Origin of the sequence: Arthrobacter sp. LjRoot78 (assembly GCF_964254335.1) — a bacterium.
Classification (GTDB): Bacteria; Actinomycetota; Actinomycetes; order Actinomycetales; family Micrococcaceae; genus Arthrobacter.
In genome coordinates this window covers 3,997,640-4,017,091 of record NZ_CAXUTG020000001.1, presented here as the reverse complement: position 1 = coordinate 4,017,091, position 19,452 = coordinate 3,997,640, and the positions used below count along the sequence as shown (strand labels likewise).

Genomic DNA, 19,452 nt, shown 5'->3' with positions numbered 1-19,452 from the left:
GTAGGCGGTCAGGATGTGGACCTCGTGTCGAACGCCGCCGCCGATTCCCGTAGCAGGCGCGCGACTGTGTCAACCGGCATGCTGGCTGACCGCCGTCGGTCGTACCGCCGCAGGACGATGCGACGCGTGCCCAGTCCCGGGACGTCCAGGACATCCACCCCGTCATGGCTGACGCCGCTCAACGCCAGGGTGGGTACGATGGCGACACCCTCGCCCGCCGCGACGAGGGCCAGTGCGGTCAGCGTGTCCTGGTACTGATGCACCGTCTCCATCTGGGCACCCGTTGACTGACGGAGCCGGCCGAGCACCGAAGCGTTGGCGGCAGAGGAATCGACGCCGAGCCACGGAAGCGGCAGGTGGCCAAGATCGATGTTCTCGGTGGTGAGCAGGGCACCCGCGGGAACCACCAGTTTCCACGGCTCGTCCAGTAGGGGCTCCTCGATCATTCCGGCGGGCAGTGAGCCTTGGCCGGGCGTCGTCGAATCGAGCTCCACCACAACGGCGTCGAGCGCGCGCTGCCGGAGCAGCCGCAGCAAGGCAGGGAAGTCGTCTTCAATCATCCGGATCTGCAATTGCGGGTACCGGATGCGCCACTCGGGAAGGCGCGGGATGACCACCGTGCGGACAAAGCTGGTGAATCCGCCCACCCTCACCACCCCCGCGACCTTGGCCCCGCCCTCCATCCGGGCGCGGGCAACGCTGAGTGCACGCTCGATCTCCTCACCGGCTTCCGCAACGGCCAGGCCCGCGGGTGTCAAAACCGAGCCTTTGGGTGTGCGCACCACCAGCGCATGCCCCGTCTCGTCCTCCAGCTTGTTGAGCTGCTGGGACACGGCCGAGGGCGTAATCCCCAGTTCGTCAGCCGCGGCGAGGACTCCGCCCGTGCGGGCAACCGCAAGGAGGACTCGCAGCCGGCGCGGATCGATATCCATGTTAAGTAGTTCTAAACCACATCTTCAGAGGAATGCAATTGATCTACAGTCATGCCGTCCTCATAATTGCTGTTGAAAGCCAAATCCAGGGATGCCTGATCCGATCGGCAACGGCCCCGAAACACGTAACTTCAGCCCGCTATCTGCACCTTCCGCCTAGCGGATGGCAGCCGGGCACCACCCCCGAAAGGACATCATGGAACTGCTCTGGGAAATTGCCGGTTGGGCAGGCGCTGTTGCCATCCTCAGTGCGTACCTGGCGGTGTCCATGGGCTGGCTGAAGGCCGGCAAGGGCTTCCAGACCGCGAATCTCCTCGGTTCCTGCGCCTTCATCATCAACGGCGCCTTCCACGAAGCATGGCCGTCCGTGGTCACGAATATCGCCTGGTTCCTCATTTCCGCGGTGGCGCTTCTTCGCATGCGGTCCATGCAGGATTCACCGCCGGCCGCTGCCGAGGCCCCGCACGTGCAGTTTCCCGGCGTCCCTGACTCGACCGGGCAACTGGCCATCGTTGAAGCACCCCGGGCAGCCAGCTTTACCTAGGCGGACGAACACTTAAGCGGACGACGGCGGGAGGTCCCGCCGTCGTCCGCTGCCGTTTGGCGTGCGAAACAATTGGTCAACTGGTTGGCGGATTCCGCCGAGGATGCCTGATAATCAAAGTAAGGCTTGGACCGCGTGTGCCGGTTCCCTCGCCTCAAGAATCAGCCCGCCTCGGAGCCACTGGTCCTCGCCCGCAGGCAACACCTTCAAATACTTCAGGGATACCTCTATGGACAGTTCAGGCTTCATGGCACTTTTTCTTGCCGGGACAGACGACACCGCCACGAGCGCGCTCCCGAATGCTCCGCGAGTGCACAGGACAACCAGACCACGGCTGTCGCGTTGGTCCGCCATGCGAGGCCGGATGGCCAGCCTGCTCCACCGCCTTGCGTGGGCGATTGAGCCGGATACGCGTCGCATCCACTGACCGTCGCATCCACTGACCAAAGAATCGGTCCGGAGCTGACCCCGGCGCCCAAGCCTTAGTTGTTCAGGGCGGCGTAGAGGTTCAGGCTGGCCGAGAACACCAGCCACGAAACGTACGGCAGCATCAATACTCCCGCCGTCGTGTTGATCGGCCCGAACCGCAGCACGGCGAACGTCGCAACCACGGCGTGGGCTGCGATCACCAGCAACGCCAGCCACAGCGCGGCGTCGCCAATGATCGGATACAGCCCGAAGAACGTCAGCGGCCACGACAGATTCAGCACCAGCAGGCCGCCGTAGACCTTGAACGCCTCACGGCGCGGGAACCGCCGCTGCCGCCACACCAGCCACGCCGCCACCGCCATGGCCGCGTACAGCACCAGCCAGGCCGAGCCGAACATCCACCCCGGCGGGCTCCATGGTGCCTTGTTCGCAGCCGCGTACCAGGCGCCGTTCAACCTGATCGGCAGGGATCCCAGCAACGACACCGTCCACGAGACCGCCAGAAAACCGCAGAGGGCCGCAATCTGCCGCCGCAGCGGCCGTGGGCCGGGAGCGGGAGTGCCCGGGGCGCTTTGTTCAACGTTCAAGGGCACTGACCAACTGTGAACAACCGCAGGCCCTCCCGTCAAACGAAGACGGCGGCACTGCCCGCCGTCGTTGGCCCGGGCGGGCTTCCACAGCCCGCCCATAGGCAAACGGTGCCTCCTTCCCATGCGGGGGGACCACGATCAGAGTATGAGCGCATGGAGAAGGAAAGCAGTTCCCGGGCTGGCCGCCGTCGCGGCGTTTTTCCTGGTCGCAGCCAGCGCGGCCGGAATCGATGAAATGGCCAACGCAAAATAGCGGGTGTGGCCACCGGAATCGTCCAGGCTTCGGCCATGAACACCGAGCCGGGGCTTGAGCACGTCCTTCTGGCAGGACTGAGTCAGGGTTCCCTTCCCGGTGGCTTCCCGAACGATGATGTCCGGGACGACGAGTACGACGACTATCTGGAAACACTCCACTTTCAGCCACGTCCCCCGGCCTGAGAACACCGGCCTGAGAACACCGGACCATCAGCCAGCGAGCAACCGCGTGCTCCGGGGTACTGAACTATATTCGGACAAGGGAAAGGACCGGATTGCATCGCGGGATCAAGGGAGGCGGGTCTCTGCATGGCGGGAATGCCACCAGCCACGCTGGAAGTGAGCGACACCGTCGTCCAGTGCCTTGTCCGGGACCAGCGGCCCGACCTCGGTGATCGTCCCCTGGCGCGGGTTGCGAACGGCTGGGACAACGCGACATTCCGGCTCGGTGACGACTTGGCGGTCCGGCTGCCCCGCAGGGCGGAGGCTGTACCGCTGATTCTCCATGAGCGGCAGTACCTTCCGGACATAGCCCGCCGCTCCCCGGTTGCGGTTCCTGTGCCTGTCCATGCCGGCCGGCCGACGTCGGACTTTCCCTGGCCGTGGAGCATCGTGCGGTGGGTTCCCGGAGCCGCCGCGGCCGACGTCGGCCCGGCGGACCGCGGGCCGGCCGCTGAAGGCCTGGCCGATTTCCTCCTTTCCCTCCATGTGCCGGCCGAAACCGGCGTCCCGGTGAATCCATTCCGCGGCGTGCCGCTGGCGGACCGTGACGCTGCGGTGGTGGAACGGCTCGGGGACCGCGAACGCTACCCGCAGGCAGCCGCGCTGGGTGCGGTGTGGGCGCAGGCCCTTGCCGCTAAAGCCTGGGCTGGTCCGGCGATGATGCTCCACGGGGACCTTCACCCGGGCAATATCCTTCTGGCGGACGACGGCTCGCTGGCCGGGGTCATCGATTTCGGCGACGTCGGGGCAGGGGATCCGGCCGTTGATCTTGCGGTGGGGTGGCTGATGTTCGACGCCGGCGCCCGCCGCCGCTTCACGGTCGCTTTTGGCCCCGCTGTGGACGGGGACACCTGGATGAGGGCCCGGGGCTGGGCTCTCATCCTGTCCACCGCGATGGTGAGCAACTCCGATGATAATCCGCGGATGTTGGCCGTGGGAGAGTTCGGGGTCAGGCAGGTCCTGGCAGGCTGACTTTCGGCCTGATGCTTTGAAGCGGCGTTAATTGTCGGTGCCTGTTGAGATGCTGTGGGCATGGACGGCAAAGCGGTTGCGGAGACGTTGGAAGCCATGGCGGCCTCCCTTGCCGCGTTGGCCGGATGTGCCCGTCGTGCGGCCGGGAACGGGGCCCCGGCTGGTGCTGACCCTCTTCGGGACGAAGGGGACGCGTGCCTGGACGGCCTGGCCGTGGTGGCCGGGTTGGAGGCCAGGATGGCTGCACTGAAAGTGCACTTCGCCGCCGGATACGCGCACGCTGCCGCTGCGGTGGCGGCCCCGGCCGTGTCCCCGCAGGGGCGCACTGCCCACGCGATGGCGGCGACAGCGGAGGTCGCCTGTGCCCTGACGGTGAGTGAAAGATCGGCGGCGGCGCTGCTGGCGGAGTCAGCCACCCTGACCACCGGGTTGCCCCTGACGCTGTCTGCGCTGCGGTCAGGGAGCATTTCGTGGCAGCACGCCCGGGTGATGTGTGATGAAACATCCGGTCTGGACCCCGCCGCGGCTGCTGTCCTGGAGGCTCATTTCCTGGACCCCGACGCTCCCTTTGCTGCGCGTGGCTGCCCGGCGGGACAGCTGGTGCCGGGTAGGTTCCGGGTCAAAGCGCGCAGCTGGCGTGAACGGCATCATCCGGTCAGCATCGAAGCGCGCCACCGCAAGGGCGTGACGGACCGCCGGCTGGAACTTGTCCCGGACCGGGACGGCATGGCCTGGCTCTCGGCCTACGTGGCTGCGGATGTGGCAGCGGCTGCCTGGTCCCGTGCCACGGCAGCGGCCCGCGCGCTCCAGGGGCCCGCCGAATCCCGGACCCTGACCCAGCTCCGGGCGGACGTCGCCGCTGACTGGCTGATCGCGGGGGTGGCGGAAGGAACCCCGTCACCGAGGGCGCAGGTGTTGGTGACCGTTCCGGTGTTCTCGCTCCTGGGCACCGGGGAGGAGCCGGCCATGCTGGACGGGTACGGTCCTATTCCGCCTTCCATGGCCCGCCGGCTGGTCGGGGACGGCGCCGGTTCGTTCCTGCGGGTGCTGACCGATCCGCGCAGCGGGGCGCCGCTGGAGATCGGACGCACCAGCTACCCGGTGCCGAAGGCGATGCGCCAATGGTTGCGGCTTCGGGATGGCCGGTGCCCGTTTCCCGGCTGCAGCAACCATTCCCTGGACAATGAAGCGGATCACCTGCTGGCCTGGTCCGACGGTGGCGGCACCGGGATCACCAACCTGGGCCAACCCTGCCTGAAGCACCACCGACTCAAACACACCACAGCATGGAGGCCGGTTAACGCCACCCGGGACCAGCCACCCGCCTGGATCTCGCCGGCGGGACGCTCCTACCCCAGCGAACACCAGGACTGGGAACCACCACACTGGCCCGACGAAACTGCCGGCACGGACGGGAACCGCCTCGCGGGCGACGACACCGAGTGGGAACCGCAGCGGGAACCGCCCGACTGGCCCGACGAAACTGCCGGCGCCCCCGGTCCCGGAGAGACCGGGCCGCCATTACCGGTGGATCCCTTTCCTGAATGGGCACAGTTCATCGCGGCCTAGGATCGATGCTCCAAGGTCGCGCCCGGTTGCCGGCTGCCCGTTGGCCAGTGCCCGCTGCCCGGTGGAGGCGACATCCTGATCAGGGGCGGTCCGCCTAAGGCTCGACGAGAATCAGGATTGTTTCCGGACGGACGCCGTCGAATTTCATTGCTTCGGCGGCCGTTTCGGACTCCATGATTCGCTGGAATGCTTCCATGTCGGGGACCTGGACGATCAGGCCTACACGCTGGCTCTTGGCCGGGTCGATGAACGTTCGAACGGTGATGCCCAGCGGCCCGAATACTTCTTCTCTCTTTGGTGAGCTGAGCCAGTGCTCAACATCGTCGACCTCGTGGAAGACCATTAGAGTTGGCATCGTTGCCTCCGCTTTCCGTGGTTGCGCCAGGAGCCGGGCTGGATAGGGGCCGCATGGGACATCCTGATCACCGTGAACGTACCACGGCGTCGAATGCAGCGGTAGCAATTCCTCATTGTGGTGGATGCCCAACAGGGCCACCATGATCCTATGGATGCTGAAACACCTAGAGCGGTGGAACTGAGCCTTCCCCAGGCCTTCCTGCTTCTGGCCACAAACGACAAAGACGGCAAACCTGAAGTGCCGGTGTTCGCCCTCAGAACCACTACGGCAGGGGCAATACTGGCCGAGCTGGCCCTGCTTGGGGCGATCGAACTGCAGGGGAAGCACATCAGGGCTACCGACGCCGCTCCCAAGACCGACTTCCTGCACGAACTGGAACTCATCCGCGGCAAGTCCCGGCCACACACTCCCAAGGCGTGGGTCGCCATACTGGAGGGCCGAGCCGAAGTGCGGCGTGTCTATGAGGGGATGGCGGCACAGGGCATCGTGGAACATGTCGGAGAAAAGCACCTGGGCCGCTTCCGGGCCATGCGGTACCCGGAGAAGGATCATGCTTCGGAGGAAGCGCTCCTGAAAAAGATCCAGGCGACACTCAGCGGTGCGTTGTCCGATCCCGAGGCGTCTGCATCCCAAGTGACCAAGGCCGAGGCCGAGGCGGTTGATGCGGGGACGATTGCTGCGGAGGCGGCTGACGCCAAGACGCCTGATGCCGCGACGCCTGATGCCGCGACGCGGGCTCCCGCGAAGCCTGGTGCCCAGGCGCCCGATGCCAGGACCACAGCGCTGATCGCCCTGCTTCAGGCGGCCGGGCTGTTCGGCAAGCTCTTCCCGGAGGCGAACCGAAGCCGGGCGAGTGAGCTGGCGAGGAGCTATTGGCCGTCCCGCGCGGTGGAGGACGAACTTCGTCTGATTAGGTTGGCAGAGGAAGAGGCTGCAACCCTGTGACGCTTGCCCCATAGCTTCTTCGTGCCGTTGAGCCGGATACGCGCCGGGTCAGATGAGGCCGAGCTCCGCGAAGGCGGCAACGAGCCCTTCCTGCCGGGGAGGAGCGGCCGTTAGGTCGGCGAGCGCCACGAGCTCGGGGAGCGACCCTTCTATGGCGATGCCGACTCCCGCGAAGGCGATCATCTCCAGGTCGTTGGCGCCGTCGCCCGCCGCTATCGTGTCTTCGCGCGCGATGCCCAGATGGGCTATGACGGCCGCGACGCCATCGGCCTTGCTGATCCCGCGCTGGAACAGTTCCCCAGCGTGCCGGCCCTCGTCGGCCACCGAATTCGCGACCACTGCAATGGCCCCGCCGATTTCCTCGACCAGTCGCTCCATGGCAACGGGGGAGTCAAACACGGAGACCTTGGAAAACGGCACGTCGGCACCATTGGAGGTGGAGCGCACCGCGCGGAGGATATCGGACGAACCCACCGGGCCTCCGCGTGCCTGCTCGAAATGGGCGTCAAGAATTACCTGCAACCGCTCGAGTGCAGCGGGTGGTACGTGCAGTGCCTCCTGCGCTTCCAGGATGTATACGGCGTCGTGCGCGTCGAGCGCCCGAACCGTCCTGGCCGCAAGGTCCGCCGGGAAGCGCCGGTCCATCAGCACCGTCCCGGCCACCTCGGCGTAGGCGCCGGCACTGGCCACGAGGCCGTCGAAACCCGCGGCCAGGATGCTTTTGGGCAACATTGAGACCGGGCGGCCCGTACACAGGAAGATCCGGTGTCCTGCCTTCCGCGCGGCCTGGACCACGCGCATATGGCCCTCGGGGACGACGCCGTAGTCCGCGTAGGTGCCGTCCACGTCAAGGAAGACAGCCCGGACAGTTCCAGCGGTGCTCGGCGTAGCGCTCATGCTCCGGGATCATACCCATGCGCAACATCCCGGCCTAACCGGTGCCGGCTGCTGCATCGACTTAGTCGAACCATTCCGCGTGATCGACGCTGTGGGGGAGCGGCACCAAACTGAAACGGTCGACGGCGGGAAGTCCCGCCGTCGGCCGCCGCTTCCTGCTCTGGGGTTCAGGGTATTTCCAGCATGCCCTTCAGCCGCGTTGTGCTCGCATGGCTCCAAATGGCGTGGTCAAGGCGTCGGCATGGCCGCGATGGCGACAAGAAGCCGATCGAGGTCAGAAGCAGCCGCGCTCACAGGTAGCTCTTGACGCTCGCACGCAGGGCCTCGGTGTGCTCATAGATCTCTTCCAGCGAGCCGATGGGCACCCGGGTCTCTTCCTTGTTGTCGTCGAAGATTCCGATGTACTTCTGGGTGCGGTTGAAGTGCAAGCGCGCGATCGGTTTGCGGTTGTTGTCGTCCAGAAGCACCGCAAAATAGGACTTGGCGTCCCTCTGCACTACGCGAGCTGGCTTCACTTCGCTGCAGACGATGGCCCGGACAATCTGGTACCCCTCGATTTCCTCGAGCGTCGTTTCCAGCCCGTCCGCCTCGGCCAGGTCGGCTTCGGCCACAGGTGCGCTGGTGACACTGGCGGCGGCAGCAGGGTCGTCATTCTGGGGGAAGCCCGGGGCGCCGAGGGCTTTCTTAAGACGCTCATTTACCTGGTCGTTCAGGAACTGCTTGGACGCTTTAGCTACCAAGGCGGTGAACTGCTCGCGCACTTTCTGCGTATAAGGGCCCGGATATACGCGACCGGTGAGGAACTTGACCCATTCGTCTTCCGGTTCCTTGAACTGTGCTGCGAGTGTCCTTTTGAGTTCGCCGATGTATTTCAGTTCGCCAGCGGCGCTGATGATCGAATCGAGGTCAAAGATGTCTTTGGACAGTTTCTGCAGTTCCGGAATGAGCGACTCGTCGATATCGTTCAAATCGAGCACAAGGAACGGCTTGGCGTCCATGCGGTTCGGCGCATCGAGGTCAGTGAAGAATTGGTACACCTCGCCGTTGGTGAGGATTGCGATCCTGGCGTTGGTGACGGCAAAGTACCGGAACAGCTGCGATGCGTGCTCGATCTTGACCGGCTCCGTGGATTTCTTGCACTCGATCAGGATCTGCACGTCGCCGTCTTTGACGATCGCGTAGTCGATCTTCTCGCCCTTCTTGAGTCCGACATCTGCGATGAACTCCGGAACGACTTCCATGGGATTGAAGACGTCGTAGCCAAGAATTGTGGAAATGAAGGGCATTACAAAGGCATTCTTTGTTGCTTCTTCCGTTTGGATCACACCCCGCTGCTGGCGCACCTTTGCTGCCAATGCTGAAAGCTTTTCTGCGAACTCCAATTGTCCCCCTAAGAAATGATGGTGGTGCAACGGTAGCGCAGCACCATGACAATTTGATGAATTAGCAGAATCTAGCTGCCCCTAGTCCTGATTTACTCCTTTTGTGTTGCTAGCGCCGGTCCTTGTTAGGGCGCTGAAGGATCGCCAACGTCAACGAGCCACCGGCGCGTCCGTCGCGGGCCGGTCGGCACTGTAAGCGAGCAGCGCCAGACCGGAACGGACGACGGCGGGAGGTCCCGCCGTCGTCCGGTGTGCATGAGTGCCCAGTGGCCTGCTAGCCCGCAATCCCGCCCGAACTGGACAGACAGCGCGTTCATGAAAATTCCTTCATGATCCCTTCATGTGAGCCTCATGGTTCTCGGCCAAGCTGAAGAAACGAAGCGGCTGGCGCCGGAAAAGCCTAAGTGGGAACACAGGGGGTGGGCATGGAAGGACAAAGCCCGTCCGCGGACCGTCCCTGGCAGGTCCGCCGGGCGCCATTGAACCCTGCCCCGACGGTGTCCACCCTGGGGAGGATCGGCGGTTCTCCGCTCCACGCCGAACCCGTATTCCACGGCGAACCGGCATTCCACGCCGAACCGGCCGAGGACCTCTCCAGCATCCCGGCGCAACGGCCGCCGCGGATCCTTTTCGCCAGTGCCGAGGCTTACCCGTTCGTCAAGGTGGGCGGGCTGGCTGACGTCAGTATTGCGCTGCCGAAGAGGCTGGCGGAACTGGGCTTCGACGTACGCCTAGTGATCCCGGCCTATCGGGGGATCGGCGGGACCCCTGTGCTGACGTTCGACGTCCCCCTAGGGCCGGTGGCCGAGCGTGTGGTGGTCCGGCGGCTGCCGCCGCTCCGGGGAGTGGAGGTCTTCACCATCGGCCTTCCGGGGTGGTTCGACCGCGAGGTCCCCTACAGCTACCAGGACGACGACGTCATGCCGTTCGTGCTGTTCTCCAAGGCAATAGCGACGCTCGCGGCGCAGGACGCATGGCGCCCCGACATCATCCACTGCAACGACTGGCACTGCGGGCTGGTGGCCCAGGAAGCCCGGCTGGGACCCCACCGGCTCGCGCTGGACCGCACCGGCGTCGTCTTTACGATCCACAACATCGCCTACCAGGGGCCGGTGGGGGCCGCCACCGACCAACTGATCGGACTACCGCCGGCAGGAAGCCTGCTCGAGCGGGGTGTCACCTTCGCAGACCAGGTCAACACCGTCAGCCCCCGCTACATGCAGGAGATCCTCACCCCGGGGCAGGGAGCCGGCATGGACCAGCTGCTGCGCACCCGCGGGGACACCGCACGGGGCATCCTCAACGGCGTCGACTACGAGGAGTTCAGCCCGGAACGGGATCCGTGGATCGACACCCGCTACAACGGTTCGTTCGTCCTCGGCAAGCGTGCGAACAAGGAAGTCCTGCAGCGAATCAGCCAACTGGAGTTCGCGCCGGACCGGCCGCTCTTCGGCATGGTGGCCCGGCTGGTGTCGCAGAAGGGGGTGGGCCTGCTGTCGTCGGCCCTGGACCAGTTCGTGGCCCGCGGAGCCCAGGTGGTGGTGATGGGCGAGGGGGCGCCCCGATATCAACGGGAGCTCCAGGCCGCGGCGCGCCGGCTCTCCGGCAACATGGCGTTCCACCCGACCTCGCAGGAATCCCTGGCCCGGCAGGTCTATGCGGGCTCGGACCTCTTCCTGGCGCCGTCCGTCTTTGAGCCCTGCGGGCTGACGCCGCTGATCGCCCTGCGTTACGGCACTATCCCGGTGGTCCGCCGGACCGGTGGCCTGGCGGACACGGTGAAGGATTACACCGAGGACCCTGCCACAGGGCTGGGCTTCACCTTCGTCCAGCGCCGCGTCGCGTCGATGCTGTCCGCCGTCGACAACGCCATAGCGGTCTACCGTCGCAAGCCTGAGTGGCGCCGGCTGCAGACGCGGGCGATGGGGGCGGATTTCTCCTGGCAGGCACCCGCACGTGAATACGTCGCCCTGTACGACGAGGCCGTGCGCTCGCGGCGCGGCGCCGCCGTCGTCCGGAACGCCGTCGACATCCGGAACTCCGCCGTCGTTCCGGGCCCCTCCGTTCGGGGCACCGCATCGCCCGGCATCCCGATGCCCCGGCAGCGGCAGCGGCCGCGCCCGGCTCCGCTTCCCCTGGCGATCGTCCACCACGCCAACCAGTTCCTGGTCACGGACGGCTACCAGGACCGGGAAGGCCTGACCTCACTGGTGAACGGCTACGCGGCGCTGCTGCGGCTGCACGAGAAATACCGCACCCCGGTCACGCTCCACCTGTCCGGAACCATGGTGGAAGCGGCCGCCTGGCACCACCCCTGGTTCCTGGCTGAGGTCCGCCGGCTGCGCGACCTCGGACTGCTCTCGCTGGTGGGCGGAACGTACTCCGAAAACATCCTCACCGCCTTCGACCCGGAGTACAACCGGCGGCAGCTCAAGGAGCTGTTCTGGCTCTACCGGCAGCACTTGAAGTGTGCCCCGGAGGACCTTGAGATCTGCTGGATCCCCGAACGGGTATGGGACACCAGCCGCCTGGCCGGACTGCTGACCGATCCCACCCTGCCCAACGGAGGGTACCGGTACGTGCTGCTCGACGACCGGCTGCTGTATCCCACCGACGGATCCCACGGGAGCAGCGACAGGGCCGACTTCGACGGCGCCGATCAGGACAGCCCTCCGCCGGCCGACGCGCTGCGCCCCTACTGCATCGACGGCGGCGGCGGCCTTCAGGTGGTGCCGATGTCCACCCGGCTGCGGTACTGGCTTCCCCCGGACGACCGGAGCCACTGGCGCAGCCTGTCCCGCACGGCCGAACTCCCCACGGCTCCGGGCGACGACACCATCCTGGTGTACGCGGACGACATGGAGAAGAGCGCCGGCGTGGGCCCGTGGCACCCCAGCGCCCTGGGGCGTTATGAGGAATTCCTGCGCTGGCTGGCCACCCAGCCCAACCTGATACCCGTGGACCTGCCGTCATGGCTCCGCCAGCGCCGGCGGACCCCCGGCGTCCGCGTCGTGGAGCGCGGCACCTTCGTGGAGCTGGCCCAGGACTGGCACGCGGGAGAGGACTACCGGGGCTGGGACCAGGACACGGCCTGGGCCCCCTATCAGCAGCACCTCGCCCGTGCCCGCCGCGCCGTGGCCGGCGCTGAGAGCGCGGGTGCCGAACCGCGGCTGACCGCGTTGGCTTGGAAACACCTGCTGGCCTCGGGGTACGAGACGGCATGGCACGACACGGACCACCCGGAGCGGCAGCCGGCCGCCTGGGCCAAGGCCGTGGCAAGCCACGGGCGCGCCGCCGGCGTGCTGGCTGCCGCAGCCCGGTGGTTCGGCAACCCCGCCCGCGCGCTTGGGGCGGAACTGGTGGACCTCGACGAAGACGGCGCGGAGGAACTGGTCCTCAGGAGCGAGCACCTGTTCGCAGTGCTGTCCCCGGAGTGCGGCGGCCGCCTGGTCTACCTGGCATGCCGCGGCCCGGACGGCGGCATGCTGGTGATCGGGAACCCTACCGACGACTGGAACAAGCAACAGGAGCTGAACAGCTACATGGACGTCCCGGCCAACCACCCCGGTGCGCTCGCCGACGTCGGGGGTGTCCACGACCGCCATGAGGCAACCATCCATGCCGGCGACGGAGCGGTCCAGGTTGAACTGACCAACGTGCAGGAGGACAGTCCGCTGCACGGGCTCCGCAAGCGGATCCTCCTCGATGACGTGAGCCCGTCACTGCTGGTTGCCTACGATCTCCCCGCGGCAGCGCCCGGTATCACGGTGGAGACCTGCCTGTCGCCGGACTACTACCGGCTGCTCCGCCACGGGGTGGCAGAGCTGCAGCGTTGCGGAGGACGCAGCTGGCGGGGCGCCCGCAACCGCGGCGCGGACGTCTGGGTCGCCCTGGCCGGCGACGAGGACACCGCCTGGCGGGACCCCTCCGGGCCGGAACCCGGACACGGCGTACTCGTCCGCGTGCGCGCCGAGACGCGGTCCTTCCACCTCCTCATCGGAGTGGGAGAGGTCGACGACGACACGGCGCAGCTGGCGATGGAGGCGGGGCGGGAACGGCTCCACCACCTGGCCGCCCACAAAACAGCGGGAGGCCTGAGGTGATCACGCGTGCGGACTCCGTCGCGGCCACGACCTCCGTCGCGGCCGCGGCCTCCGATGCCCGCCGGGCTGAACGGCTCGCCGTGGCCGAATCGCTGCTCGTCTCGCCGCCACCGCTGGATGCCCTGCCGCCGGGCAAGGTCCAGGTACTCACGCGGTCGGTGGTTCACGCGTCCCGGAGCCGGCCGGTGGTCCGATGGACAGTCACCGTCGACTCCGGGACCGGTCCTTCGTCTCCGCTGGCGGTGATCGGCAAGAGCTACCGCGCGGGCGGCGGAGAGCAGGCGTGGCGGTTGCTGACCAGCCTGCACAGTGCCGGTTTCGACGGCGCCGAGCTCGGGGTTCCCGCGCCCTACGGCTTCGACCCCGCCCGTCAGCTCCTCGCGCAGGAGGAGGCGCCTGCCACTACCCTGCACTCCTTCCTGGACGGCGACCCGGGGCCAGCCTCGCCCGAGGCCGGGCGGGCCGGGCGCTGGCTCGCGCGCCTGCATGGCATCCGGGGCGTGCAGGTGCCAGACCTGGCGGAGGACTTCGAGCGGCTCAAGCTCGCGGAGTACGGTACGGCGCTCGCCGGGCTGCTGCCGCAGTCGGCTGCCCGCCTGGACGAACTCACGGCCGGGACCCTGGAGGGCTTGGCCGCCGCCGTCGGCTCCCGGGTGGTGACCCACGGAGACTTCCAGCCCAAGAACATCCACCTGGACGCGGACCGCTTCGTGGTCATCGACTTTGACCGGGCCGCCTGGGCCCCCGCCGCACGGGACCTCGGACACTTCATCGGGCAGACCCTGACCATGGGTGCCGCCCGGCACGGGGACCTGGCAGCCGCCCTGCCCTGGGTGGGGGCGTTCCTGGACGCCTACTCGGACAGCAGTGGCGACTCCGGTGCTGTCCGTTCCACCCCTGCCTACGTGGCCCGCACCTTCGCCGAGGTGCTCTTCTACCGCCTGGTGGTCCGCCCGGTGGCGGACACCTCGTTCGTTCCGGACTGGCTCGACGCCTGGGAAGCGGCCGTGGAAGCCGCGGCCGCGGGAGGCTACCGGTGAGGGTATCCGGTACCGGGGCCACATATCCCGACCGCGCCGAGCGCCGGCGGCGCCAGCGTGGCGGATCCGTGCCGGTGATGCGCGCCGGGGTGATCCTGCGGACCTTTGGTCCTTTCCTGCGGCCCCAGTGGCCGGGTTGCGTACTGGCAGGGTTGCTGGCCGCAGCCAGTGCCGGCGTCGCCCTGCTCAAGCCGTGGCCTCTGAAGTACCTTTTTGACGAAGTGCTGCTGCCGGCCGGCGGCGCGGGGGGACAGGACGTGCAGCGCGTCCTGGTCCTCATCGTCGGCGCGCTCGCCGTCATCACTCTCCTGGACTCACTGATCAGCGCCGCACGCAGCTACACACTGACCGCCGTCGGTGAGCGCGTCTCCGCCGCTATCCGCACGAAGCTCTACGACCATCTGCAGCGGCTGCCCCTGAGCTACCACGAGCGGACCCCCACCGGTGAACTCACCACACGCCTCACCGGCGACGTTGACAAGGTGCGCGCGCTGCTCACCGTCACGTTCGTGGACGCCGCCACGAACGTGCTCACACTCGCCGGCATGGCCGGAGTGATGCTGATTCTGGACTGGCAACTCAGCCTGGCACTGCTGCTTGTGCTGCCCATGCTCCTGCTCACCGTTTCCAGTTTCCGCGCCCGCATCCGGGCCGTGGAGGAGAACTCGCGGGAGATCGAGGGGGACCTGGCCGCGATGGCGCAGGAATCACTGGTGGCGGTCAAGCTGGTGAAGGCAACCGGCCGGGAGGAACACGAGTCCCGCCGCTTCCGGAGCCGTTCCGACGCCTCGGTCGCGGCCGTGCTCCGCTCCGCGCGCACCAGTGCCGCTTTCGGTGCCGCGGTGGACGCGGTGGTGGCCATTGCCACCACGGGCCTGGTGTGGCTGGGGGCCCAGCGCGTGCTCTCGGGCGCCCTCACGCCGGGCGACCTGGTGATCTTCACGGCGTACCTTCGCGACTTCTTCGGCCCCACCCGGGCGCTGTCCAAGCTGCCGGCGCAGCTGACCCGGGCCGGTGTCCGCGCGGCACGCATTGCCGACACCCTCGGCCGCCGCCCGGAAGTGCAGGACAAGCCCGATGCCCGCACGGCCGGCCCGCCACGGCGGCGACTGAGCCTTGACGCCGTCGGATTCTCCTACAGCACCGACTGCCCCGTTCTGCGGGACGTCGACCTGAGCGTTCCGGTGGGCACCACCCTCGCGATCGTCGGGCCCACCGGCGCGGGGAAGTCGACGATTGCCGCGTTGCTGTGCCGGCTGCAGGATCCCACGAGCGGCCGGGTCCTGCTGGACGACGAGGACCTGCGCGACCTGACCGGCGAGAGCCTGCACACCCAGATCGGACTGGTCACGCAGGAGGCCCTGCTGTTCCGTGCCTCCGTGCGGGAGAACATTGCATATGCCCGTCCCGACGCTTCCGCGGAGGAGGTGGAGCACGCCGCCCGTACGGCCCAGGCCCACGACTTCGTGCAGGCACTGCCAAACGGCTACAACACGGTGCTGGCCGAGCGCGGGGCGACCCTGTCCGGCGGGCAGCGACAGCGGCTGGCGCTGGCGCGCGCGGTCCTGCAGGGCTGCCCGGTCCTTGTACTCGACGAGCCGACGACGGGCCTGGACGCGCATTCCGAGCACGCCGTGCTCCGCGCACTCCGGCACGTCAGCTCCGGCCGGACCACCGTGATCATCACGCACCGGATGGCAGCGGCCATGGCGGCGGACGAGATTGTGGTCATCGAGGAGGGGCGCGTGGTGGAACGCGGTACCCACAGCCGGCTCATCGCCGCGGGCGGCCTCTACACGGAGATGTGCCTCCTACAGGGGATCACCCTTCAGGGCAGCACCGGCCCCCGGGCCGCCCTGCACGGCGATGCCGCCGATTACGGGCGCCACGCCGCCTCGTCTTTCGACGTAGACGGCAACCAACCCGCCACCGATTTGAAGGGAGCCCTTCCATGACCGAGCCCAGTGTCCGGGCGCCAGCGAGCGACCTCGCGTTCATCACCACCGGATCCACCGACGGCGTCCTGGCTGCCCTGGCCGACGCCGCAGCCCCGGCTGCCGACCCGGCGGACCGGCTGCTGGTGCTGCGTGGTTCGGTGCCCCGCCAGGGCGGCCGACTGCCCGTGACTGCGGTCGACGAGTCGTCGCTAATCCCGGTCCTGGAGGACGCTTACGGCCTCGGCCGCTGGCGCGCGTGGCGCCGCACCGACCACGGCAGCTCGAACATGAGCTGGTTCGTCCGCACGGATGCGGGCGAGGTGGTGCTCCGCCGCTCGCACAACCTGAAGACCGTGGCGGGGGCGGAGTTCGAATGCGCCCTCATCGACCACTTGCGCGGACACGGCTACCCGGCCCCGCCCGTGGAGCGGACACGAGACGGCGCCGTCTCGGTACAGGTGGACGGCGTCCTGCACATGGTCACGCGGCTGATGCACGGCCGCGCGTACGATCCCGGCGACGCCGCCCAGCTGGCGGAAGTGGCCCGGGGACTCGGGCGCTATCACGCCATCGTGTCAGAGCTGTCGATGCCGGGATACAGGGAGCGTTCCTCCGGCCTGGCCACCCTCGGGCAGGTGGGGCAGGAGAAGCTGTACGCCGCCGTCGACGTCATGGCGTCGCTGCTGGACGCCGACTCCGGTGCGGCGCTACGAGAGGACGCCCGCTATCTGGCTGACCGGATGGAGCAGCTGAACGTGGGGCTCGGGGGACGCCAGAAGGACCTGACATCCATCGTGATCCACGGTTCCTATGGCCAGTCCGCCGTTCTCATGGACGAGGGCCGGCTCAGCGCGGTGCTGGACTTCGACCGGTCCGCGCAGGAGCTGCTGGGCCTGGATCTGGCGTATGCCCTGAGGTCGTTCTGCTTCGACGGCCCGATCCGCCGCGCCGGGTTCGGCCTGGACCCGGACCGATGCCGGACCTTCCTCCACCACTACCGCAGCCATGCCCCGCTCGCAGAGGCGGACCTGTCGGCCATGCCGGACATCTTCCAGGCCCAGCGGCTGATGGTGGTGGTCAAGAAGTGCGAGAACCTGCTGACCAAGCAGGCGCTGATTCCCCGGCAACCCCAGGACGCCGTCAAGTTCGCGCGCATCATGGACCGCGAGGCCTCCTGCATCCGCCTGCTCATGGACACCCCTTTCACCATTACGGAGGACGCATGAACCCTACCCAGACCCGCACCCAGATCCATGCCCAAAGCCATCAGGTGAAGGAGCAGCAGGTCCTGCGTGCCGAACGGGTCCGCACCCCGGATTTCCTGGACCGGTATGTCCGCCCGCACCTGGGCTCCGCGGCCGGCGGCGGGTCGTGGGCAACGAACGTGATCCAGCTGGACGGCACCGGGGCTGCCACGGTGCAGATAGAACTCGACGACGGCGCCCCCGTGTTCGCCAAGCTCTTCCCCTTCGAAGACGGTCCCGCCGTGCACGCGAAGTTGCAGGCCCTGCGTACCGCCGGGCTGGGCCACGGTTCCGCTTACCAGTCCGTCGAACCCCTGGCCTGGTACGGAGACGAGAAGATCCTGTTGTGCAGGGGAGCACCGGGTGAGCCGATGTCCACGCTGTTCGCCGCGGACAGCGCCGACCTCGCAGCGGCTGCCGCCCGTGCAGCGTCGTGGTTGGCCCGCCTGCACAGCCTGGACCTCCGGCTCGGGACCCCGCAATCCCTTCTGGTGACAGGAGAACTGACGAGCTTGGCCAAGCGCCTGGCCAAAGTGGCGGTCGCCAGCCCCGGTTATGTCGACGCGGCCCTGGGCATGCTCGAACAGCTGGACGGCCTGGCCCGGGACACCGTGGACGGCATCCAGGCCCAGAGCCACGGACAGTTCCGGCCGATACACGTCTTCCTGACTGAGGACGTCGTGACGGTCATCGACCTGGACCGCAGCGCGCCGGCCGACCCCGCGCGGGACGTGGCGGAGTTCCTGCACAGGATGCGCCAGGGCGTGTACTCGGCCACCGGTGACATCAGCAGGGCCGACGAGCCATGCGCTGCGTTCCTCGCTGCCTACCGGGAGGCCACGCACGGCGACCGGCTGGTCAACCTGCGCTTCCACTGGGCGCGCTACATCTTCCACAGCCTCAACCGCGAGATCAAGACCGGGGATGCGGACTGGCGCGACCGCGACGACACCCAGTACCGCCTCTACGTGAATGAGTTCGAACGGGTGGCAGAGGGACGGGCGGGAGCATGACGCCGACGGATGGCAGCGTGCTGGACCGTGCCGGGCAGGCCCTGCCTGTGGCCGAGCTCGAGGGATTGTGGCCCCTGGGTGGGTGGATCTCGGTCAGCCCTCTTCCGGGAGGCAAGAACGAGCACCTGCGCGTCGCCGCTGCGGACGGTGTCCACTACCTGCGCCGCTCCTACCGGGCCAAGACGCGTGATGAGCTCACCGGCCAGTTGCGCCTGATGCGGCTGCTCCGGGACAGGGGTTTCCCTGCCCCGGAGGTGGTTCCCGCCCGCACCGGCGCCGACTACATCGAGCTCTTCGGCCGGTTGTGGATCGCCACCCGCGGCGTCGAGGGGACACCCTTCGACGACGACTCACCCGAGCACGTGCGGGCGCTGGGCCGGACGCTCGCCCGGTACCACGCCGTCGTCGCCGACCTGCCAGCGGTGGCTGCCGAGCCGGCTGTCCTCAGCGAGCTGGGGAGCCGGGCCGGTGAACAGGATGTGGAGCCGGCACTGCGTGCCCGGACGGTGCACGTACTCAACAAACTGACCGGCCTGCTGCCGGAGCTTCCCCGGGTGGTGGTGCACGGCGGGGCCAGGCGCGGCAGCCTGGTGTTCGCCGGCGACCAGGTGGTGGGGGTCCTGGACTTCGACAGCGCACACCCGGACGTGCGGGTCCTCGATCTCGCGGTGGCCGTTCACGACGTCGGCAAGGTGTACACCCGTCTCGGGGAGGCCGACCACAAGGTGGCCCTCGACCTGAGCCGGGTCACCGAACTGCTCGCGGCCTACGGCAGGGATGCGCGGCCAACGGCGGCCGAGGTCGAGGCGCTGCCGCTGCTGCTGGAGGCCAAGCGGCTGAAGCGTGGCCTGGGCCGGCGCAGCCGTGTCCTGGGCGGCGAAACCCTGTCCGAGAACGACCACGCCAAAATACGTTTGGAAGACCACCGGCTCGCCTGGCTGGACGAGCACCAGGACGCCTTGGTGGCAGCCTGCCGTGCGGTCCTAGCGTGAGACTCCGCCGCAGGGGAGCGGCACCAAA

General features: G+C 67.8%; 16 protein-coding genes. 11 read left to right on the top strand and 5 right to left on the bottom strand.

Annotation, left to right across the window (positions count from 1 at the left end):
- Positions 1 to 8 precede the first annotated feature (8 nt).
- Positions 9 to 932, bottom strand: a complete 924-nt coding sequence (locus ACSQ1X_RS18685; RefSeq protein WP_436058787.1) for a LysR family transcriptional regulator — start codon at positions 930 to 932, stop codon at positions 9 to 11.
- A gap of 196 nt (positions 933 to 1,128) precedes the next feature.
- On the opposite strand from ACSQ1X_RS18685, the gene ACSQ1X_RS18680 reads away from it, so the two are divergent.
- Positions 1,129 to 1,476 (top strand): CBU_0592 family membrane protein, encoded by a 348-nt coding sequence (locus ACSQ1X_RS18680; RefSeq protein WP_436058786.1) that lies wholly within the window; start codon positions 1,129 to 1,131, stop codon positions 1,474 to 1,476.
- Between the two features lie 482 nt (positions 1,477 to 1,958).
- Here ACSQ1X_RS18680 and ACSQ1X_RS18675 read toward each other — a convergent pair whose 3' ends face one another.
- On the bottom strand, positions 1,959 to 2,498 hold the full coding sequence (locus tag ACSQ1X_RS18675; RefSeq protein ID WP_436058785.1) for a TspO/MBR family protein: 540 nt from the start codon (positions 2,496 to 2,498) through the stop codon (positions 1,959 to 1,961).
- A 255-nt stretch (positions 2,499 to 2,753) separates the two neighbouring features.
- Here ACSQ1X_RS18675 and ACSQ1X_RS18670 point away from each other — a divergent pair, with 255 nt between their 5' ends.
- The 3 genes from ACSQ1X_RS18670 to ACSQ1X_RS18660 all read left to right on the top strand — a co-directional run bounded on the left by ACSQ1X_RS18670 (position 2,754) and on the right by ACSQ1X_RS18660 (position 5,513).
- Positions 2,754 to 2,933, top strand: a complete 180-nt coding sequence (locus ACSQ1X_RS18670) for a hypothetical protein (RefSeq protein WP_436058784.1) — start codon at positions 2,754 to 2,756, stop codon at positions 2,931 to 2,933.
- Between the two features lie 126 nt (positions 2,934 to 3,059).
- Positions 3,060 to 3,944 carry an aminoglycoside phosphotransferase family protein gene (locus ACSQ1X_RS18665; protein ID WP_436058783.1) on the top strand — a complete coding sequence of 295 codons (885 nt, stop codon included), beginning with the start codon at positions 3,060 to 3,062 and terminating at the stop codon, positions 3,942 to 3,944.
- Positions 3,945 to 4,004: 60 nt separating this feature from the next.
- Entirely contained in the window at positions 4,005 to 5,513 is a 1,509-nt protein-coding gene (locus ACSQ1X_RS18660) for a DUF222 domain-containing protein (RefSeq protein WP_436058782.1), read from the top strand.
- Positions 5,514 to 5,607: 94 nt separating this feature from the next.
- On the opposite strand, the gene ACSQ1X_RS18655 is transcribed toward ACSQ1X_RS18660, so the two are convergent.
- Positions 5,608 to 5,868, bottom strand: coding sequence for a hypothetical protein (locus tag ACSQ1X_RS18655; RefSeq protein ID WP_055798191.1), 261 nt, complete (start codon positions 5,866 to 5,868; stop codon positions 5,608 to 5,610).
- A 150-nt stretch (positions 5,869 to 6,018) separates the two neighbouring features.
- On the opposite strand from ACSQ1X_RS18655, the gene ACSQ1X_RS18650 reads away from it, so the two are divergent.
- Positions 6,019 to 6,816 (top strand): GOLPH3/VPS74 family protein, encoded by a 798-nt coding sequence (locus ACSQ1X_RS18650; protein ID WP_436058781.1) that lies wholly within the window; start codon positions 6,019 to 6,021, stop codon positions 6,814 to 6,816.
- A gap of 48 nt (positions 6,817 to 6,864) precedes the next feature.
- On the opposite strand, the gene ACSQ1X_RS18645 is transcribed toward ACSQ1X_RS18650, so the two are convergent.
- Positions 6,865 to 7,713: an HAD-IIB family hydrolase gene (locus tag ACSQ1X_RS18645; protein ID WP_436058780.1), complete on the bottom strand. Its 849-nt coding sequence runs from the start codon at positions 7,711 to 7,713 to the stop codon at positions 6,865 to 6,867.
- Positions 7,714 to 8,003: 290 nt separating this feature from the next.
- Positions 8,004 to 9,095 (bottom strand): type I restriction endonuclease, encoded by a 1,092-nt coding sequence (locus ACSQ1X_RS18640; protein WP_055798187.1) that lies wholly within the window; start codon positions 9,093 to 9,095, stop codon positions 8,004 to 8,006.
- A gap of 425 nt (positions 9,096 to 9,520) precedes the next feature.
- On the opposite strand from ACSQ1X_RS18640, the gene ACSQ1X_RS18635 reads away from it, so the two are divergent.
- From ACSQ1X_RS18635 to ACSQ1X_RS18610, 6 genes are read left to right on the top strand one after another with little or no spacing between them, the layout of a single operon-like run.
- On the top strand, positions 9,521 to 13,198 hold the full coding sequence (locus ACSQ1X_RS18635) for a glycogen/starch synthase (protein WP_436058779.1): 3,678 nt from the start codon (positions 9,521 to 9,523) through the stop codon (positions 13,196 to 13,198).
- The gene (locus tag ACSQ1X_RS18630) at positions 13,195 to 14,238 is read left to right on the top strand and encodes a phosphotransferase (protein ID WP_436058778.1); all 1,044 of its coding nucleotides are present in this window, start codon (positions 13,195 to 13,197) and stop codon (positions 14,236 to 14,238) included. Before ACSQ1X_RS18635 ends, ACSQ1X_RS18630 begins: the two co-directional genes overlap by 4 nt.
- A complete protein-coding gene (locus ACSQ1X_RS18625) occupies positions 14,235 to 16,193 on the top strand; it encodes an ABC transporter ATP-binding protein (protein ID WP_436058777.1) in 1,959 nt (652 codons plus the stop codon). Before ACSQ1X_RS18630 ends, ACSQ1X_RS18625 begins: the two co-directional genes overlap by 4 nt.
- The gene (locus ACSQ1X_RS18620; RefSeq protein ID WP_436058776.1) at positions 16,190 to 17,401 is read left to right on the top strand and encodes a phosphotransferase; all 1,212 of its coding nucleotides are present in this window, start codon (positions 16,190 to 16,192) and stop codon (positions 17,399 to 17,401) included. The genes ACSQ1X_RS18625 and ACSQ1X_RS18620 overlap by 4 nt, the downstream gene beginning before the upstream one ends.
- Positions 17,398 to 18,432 carry a phosphotransferase gene (locus ACSQ1X_RS18615; protein WP_436058775.1) on the top strand — a complete coding sequence of 345 codons (1,035 nt, stop codon included), beginning with the start codon at positions 17,398 to 17,400 and terminating at the stop codon, positions 18,430 to 18,432. The genes ACSQ1X_RS18620 and ACSQ1X_RS18615 overlap by 4 nt, the downstream gene beginning before the upstream one ends.
- Positions 18,429 to 19,424, top strand: coding sequence for a phosphotransferase enzyme family protein (locus ACSQ1X_RS18610; protein WP_436058774.1), 996 nt, complete (start codon positions 18,429 to 18,431; stop codon positions 19,422 to 19,424). The genes ACSQ1X_RS18615 and ACSQ1X_RS18610 overlap by 4 nt, the downstream gene beginning before the upstream one ends.
- The last annotated feature ends 28 nt before the right edge of the window (positions 19,425 to 19,452 follow it).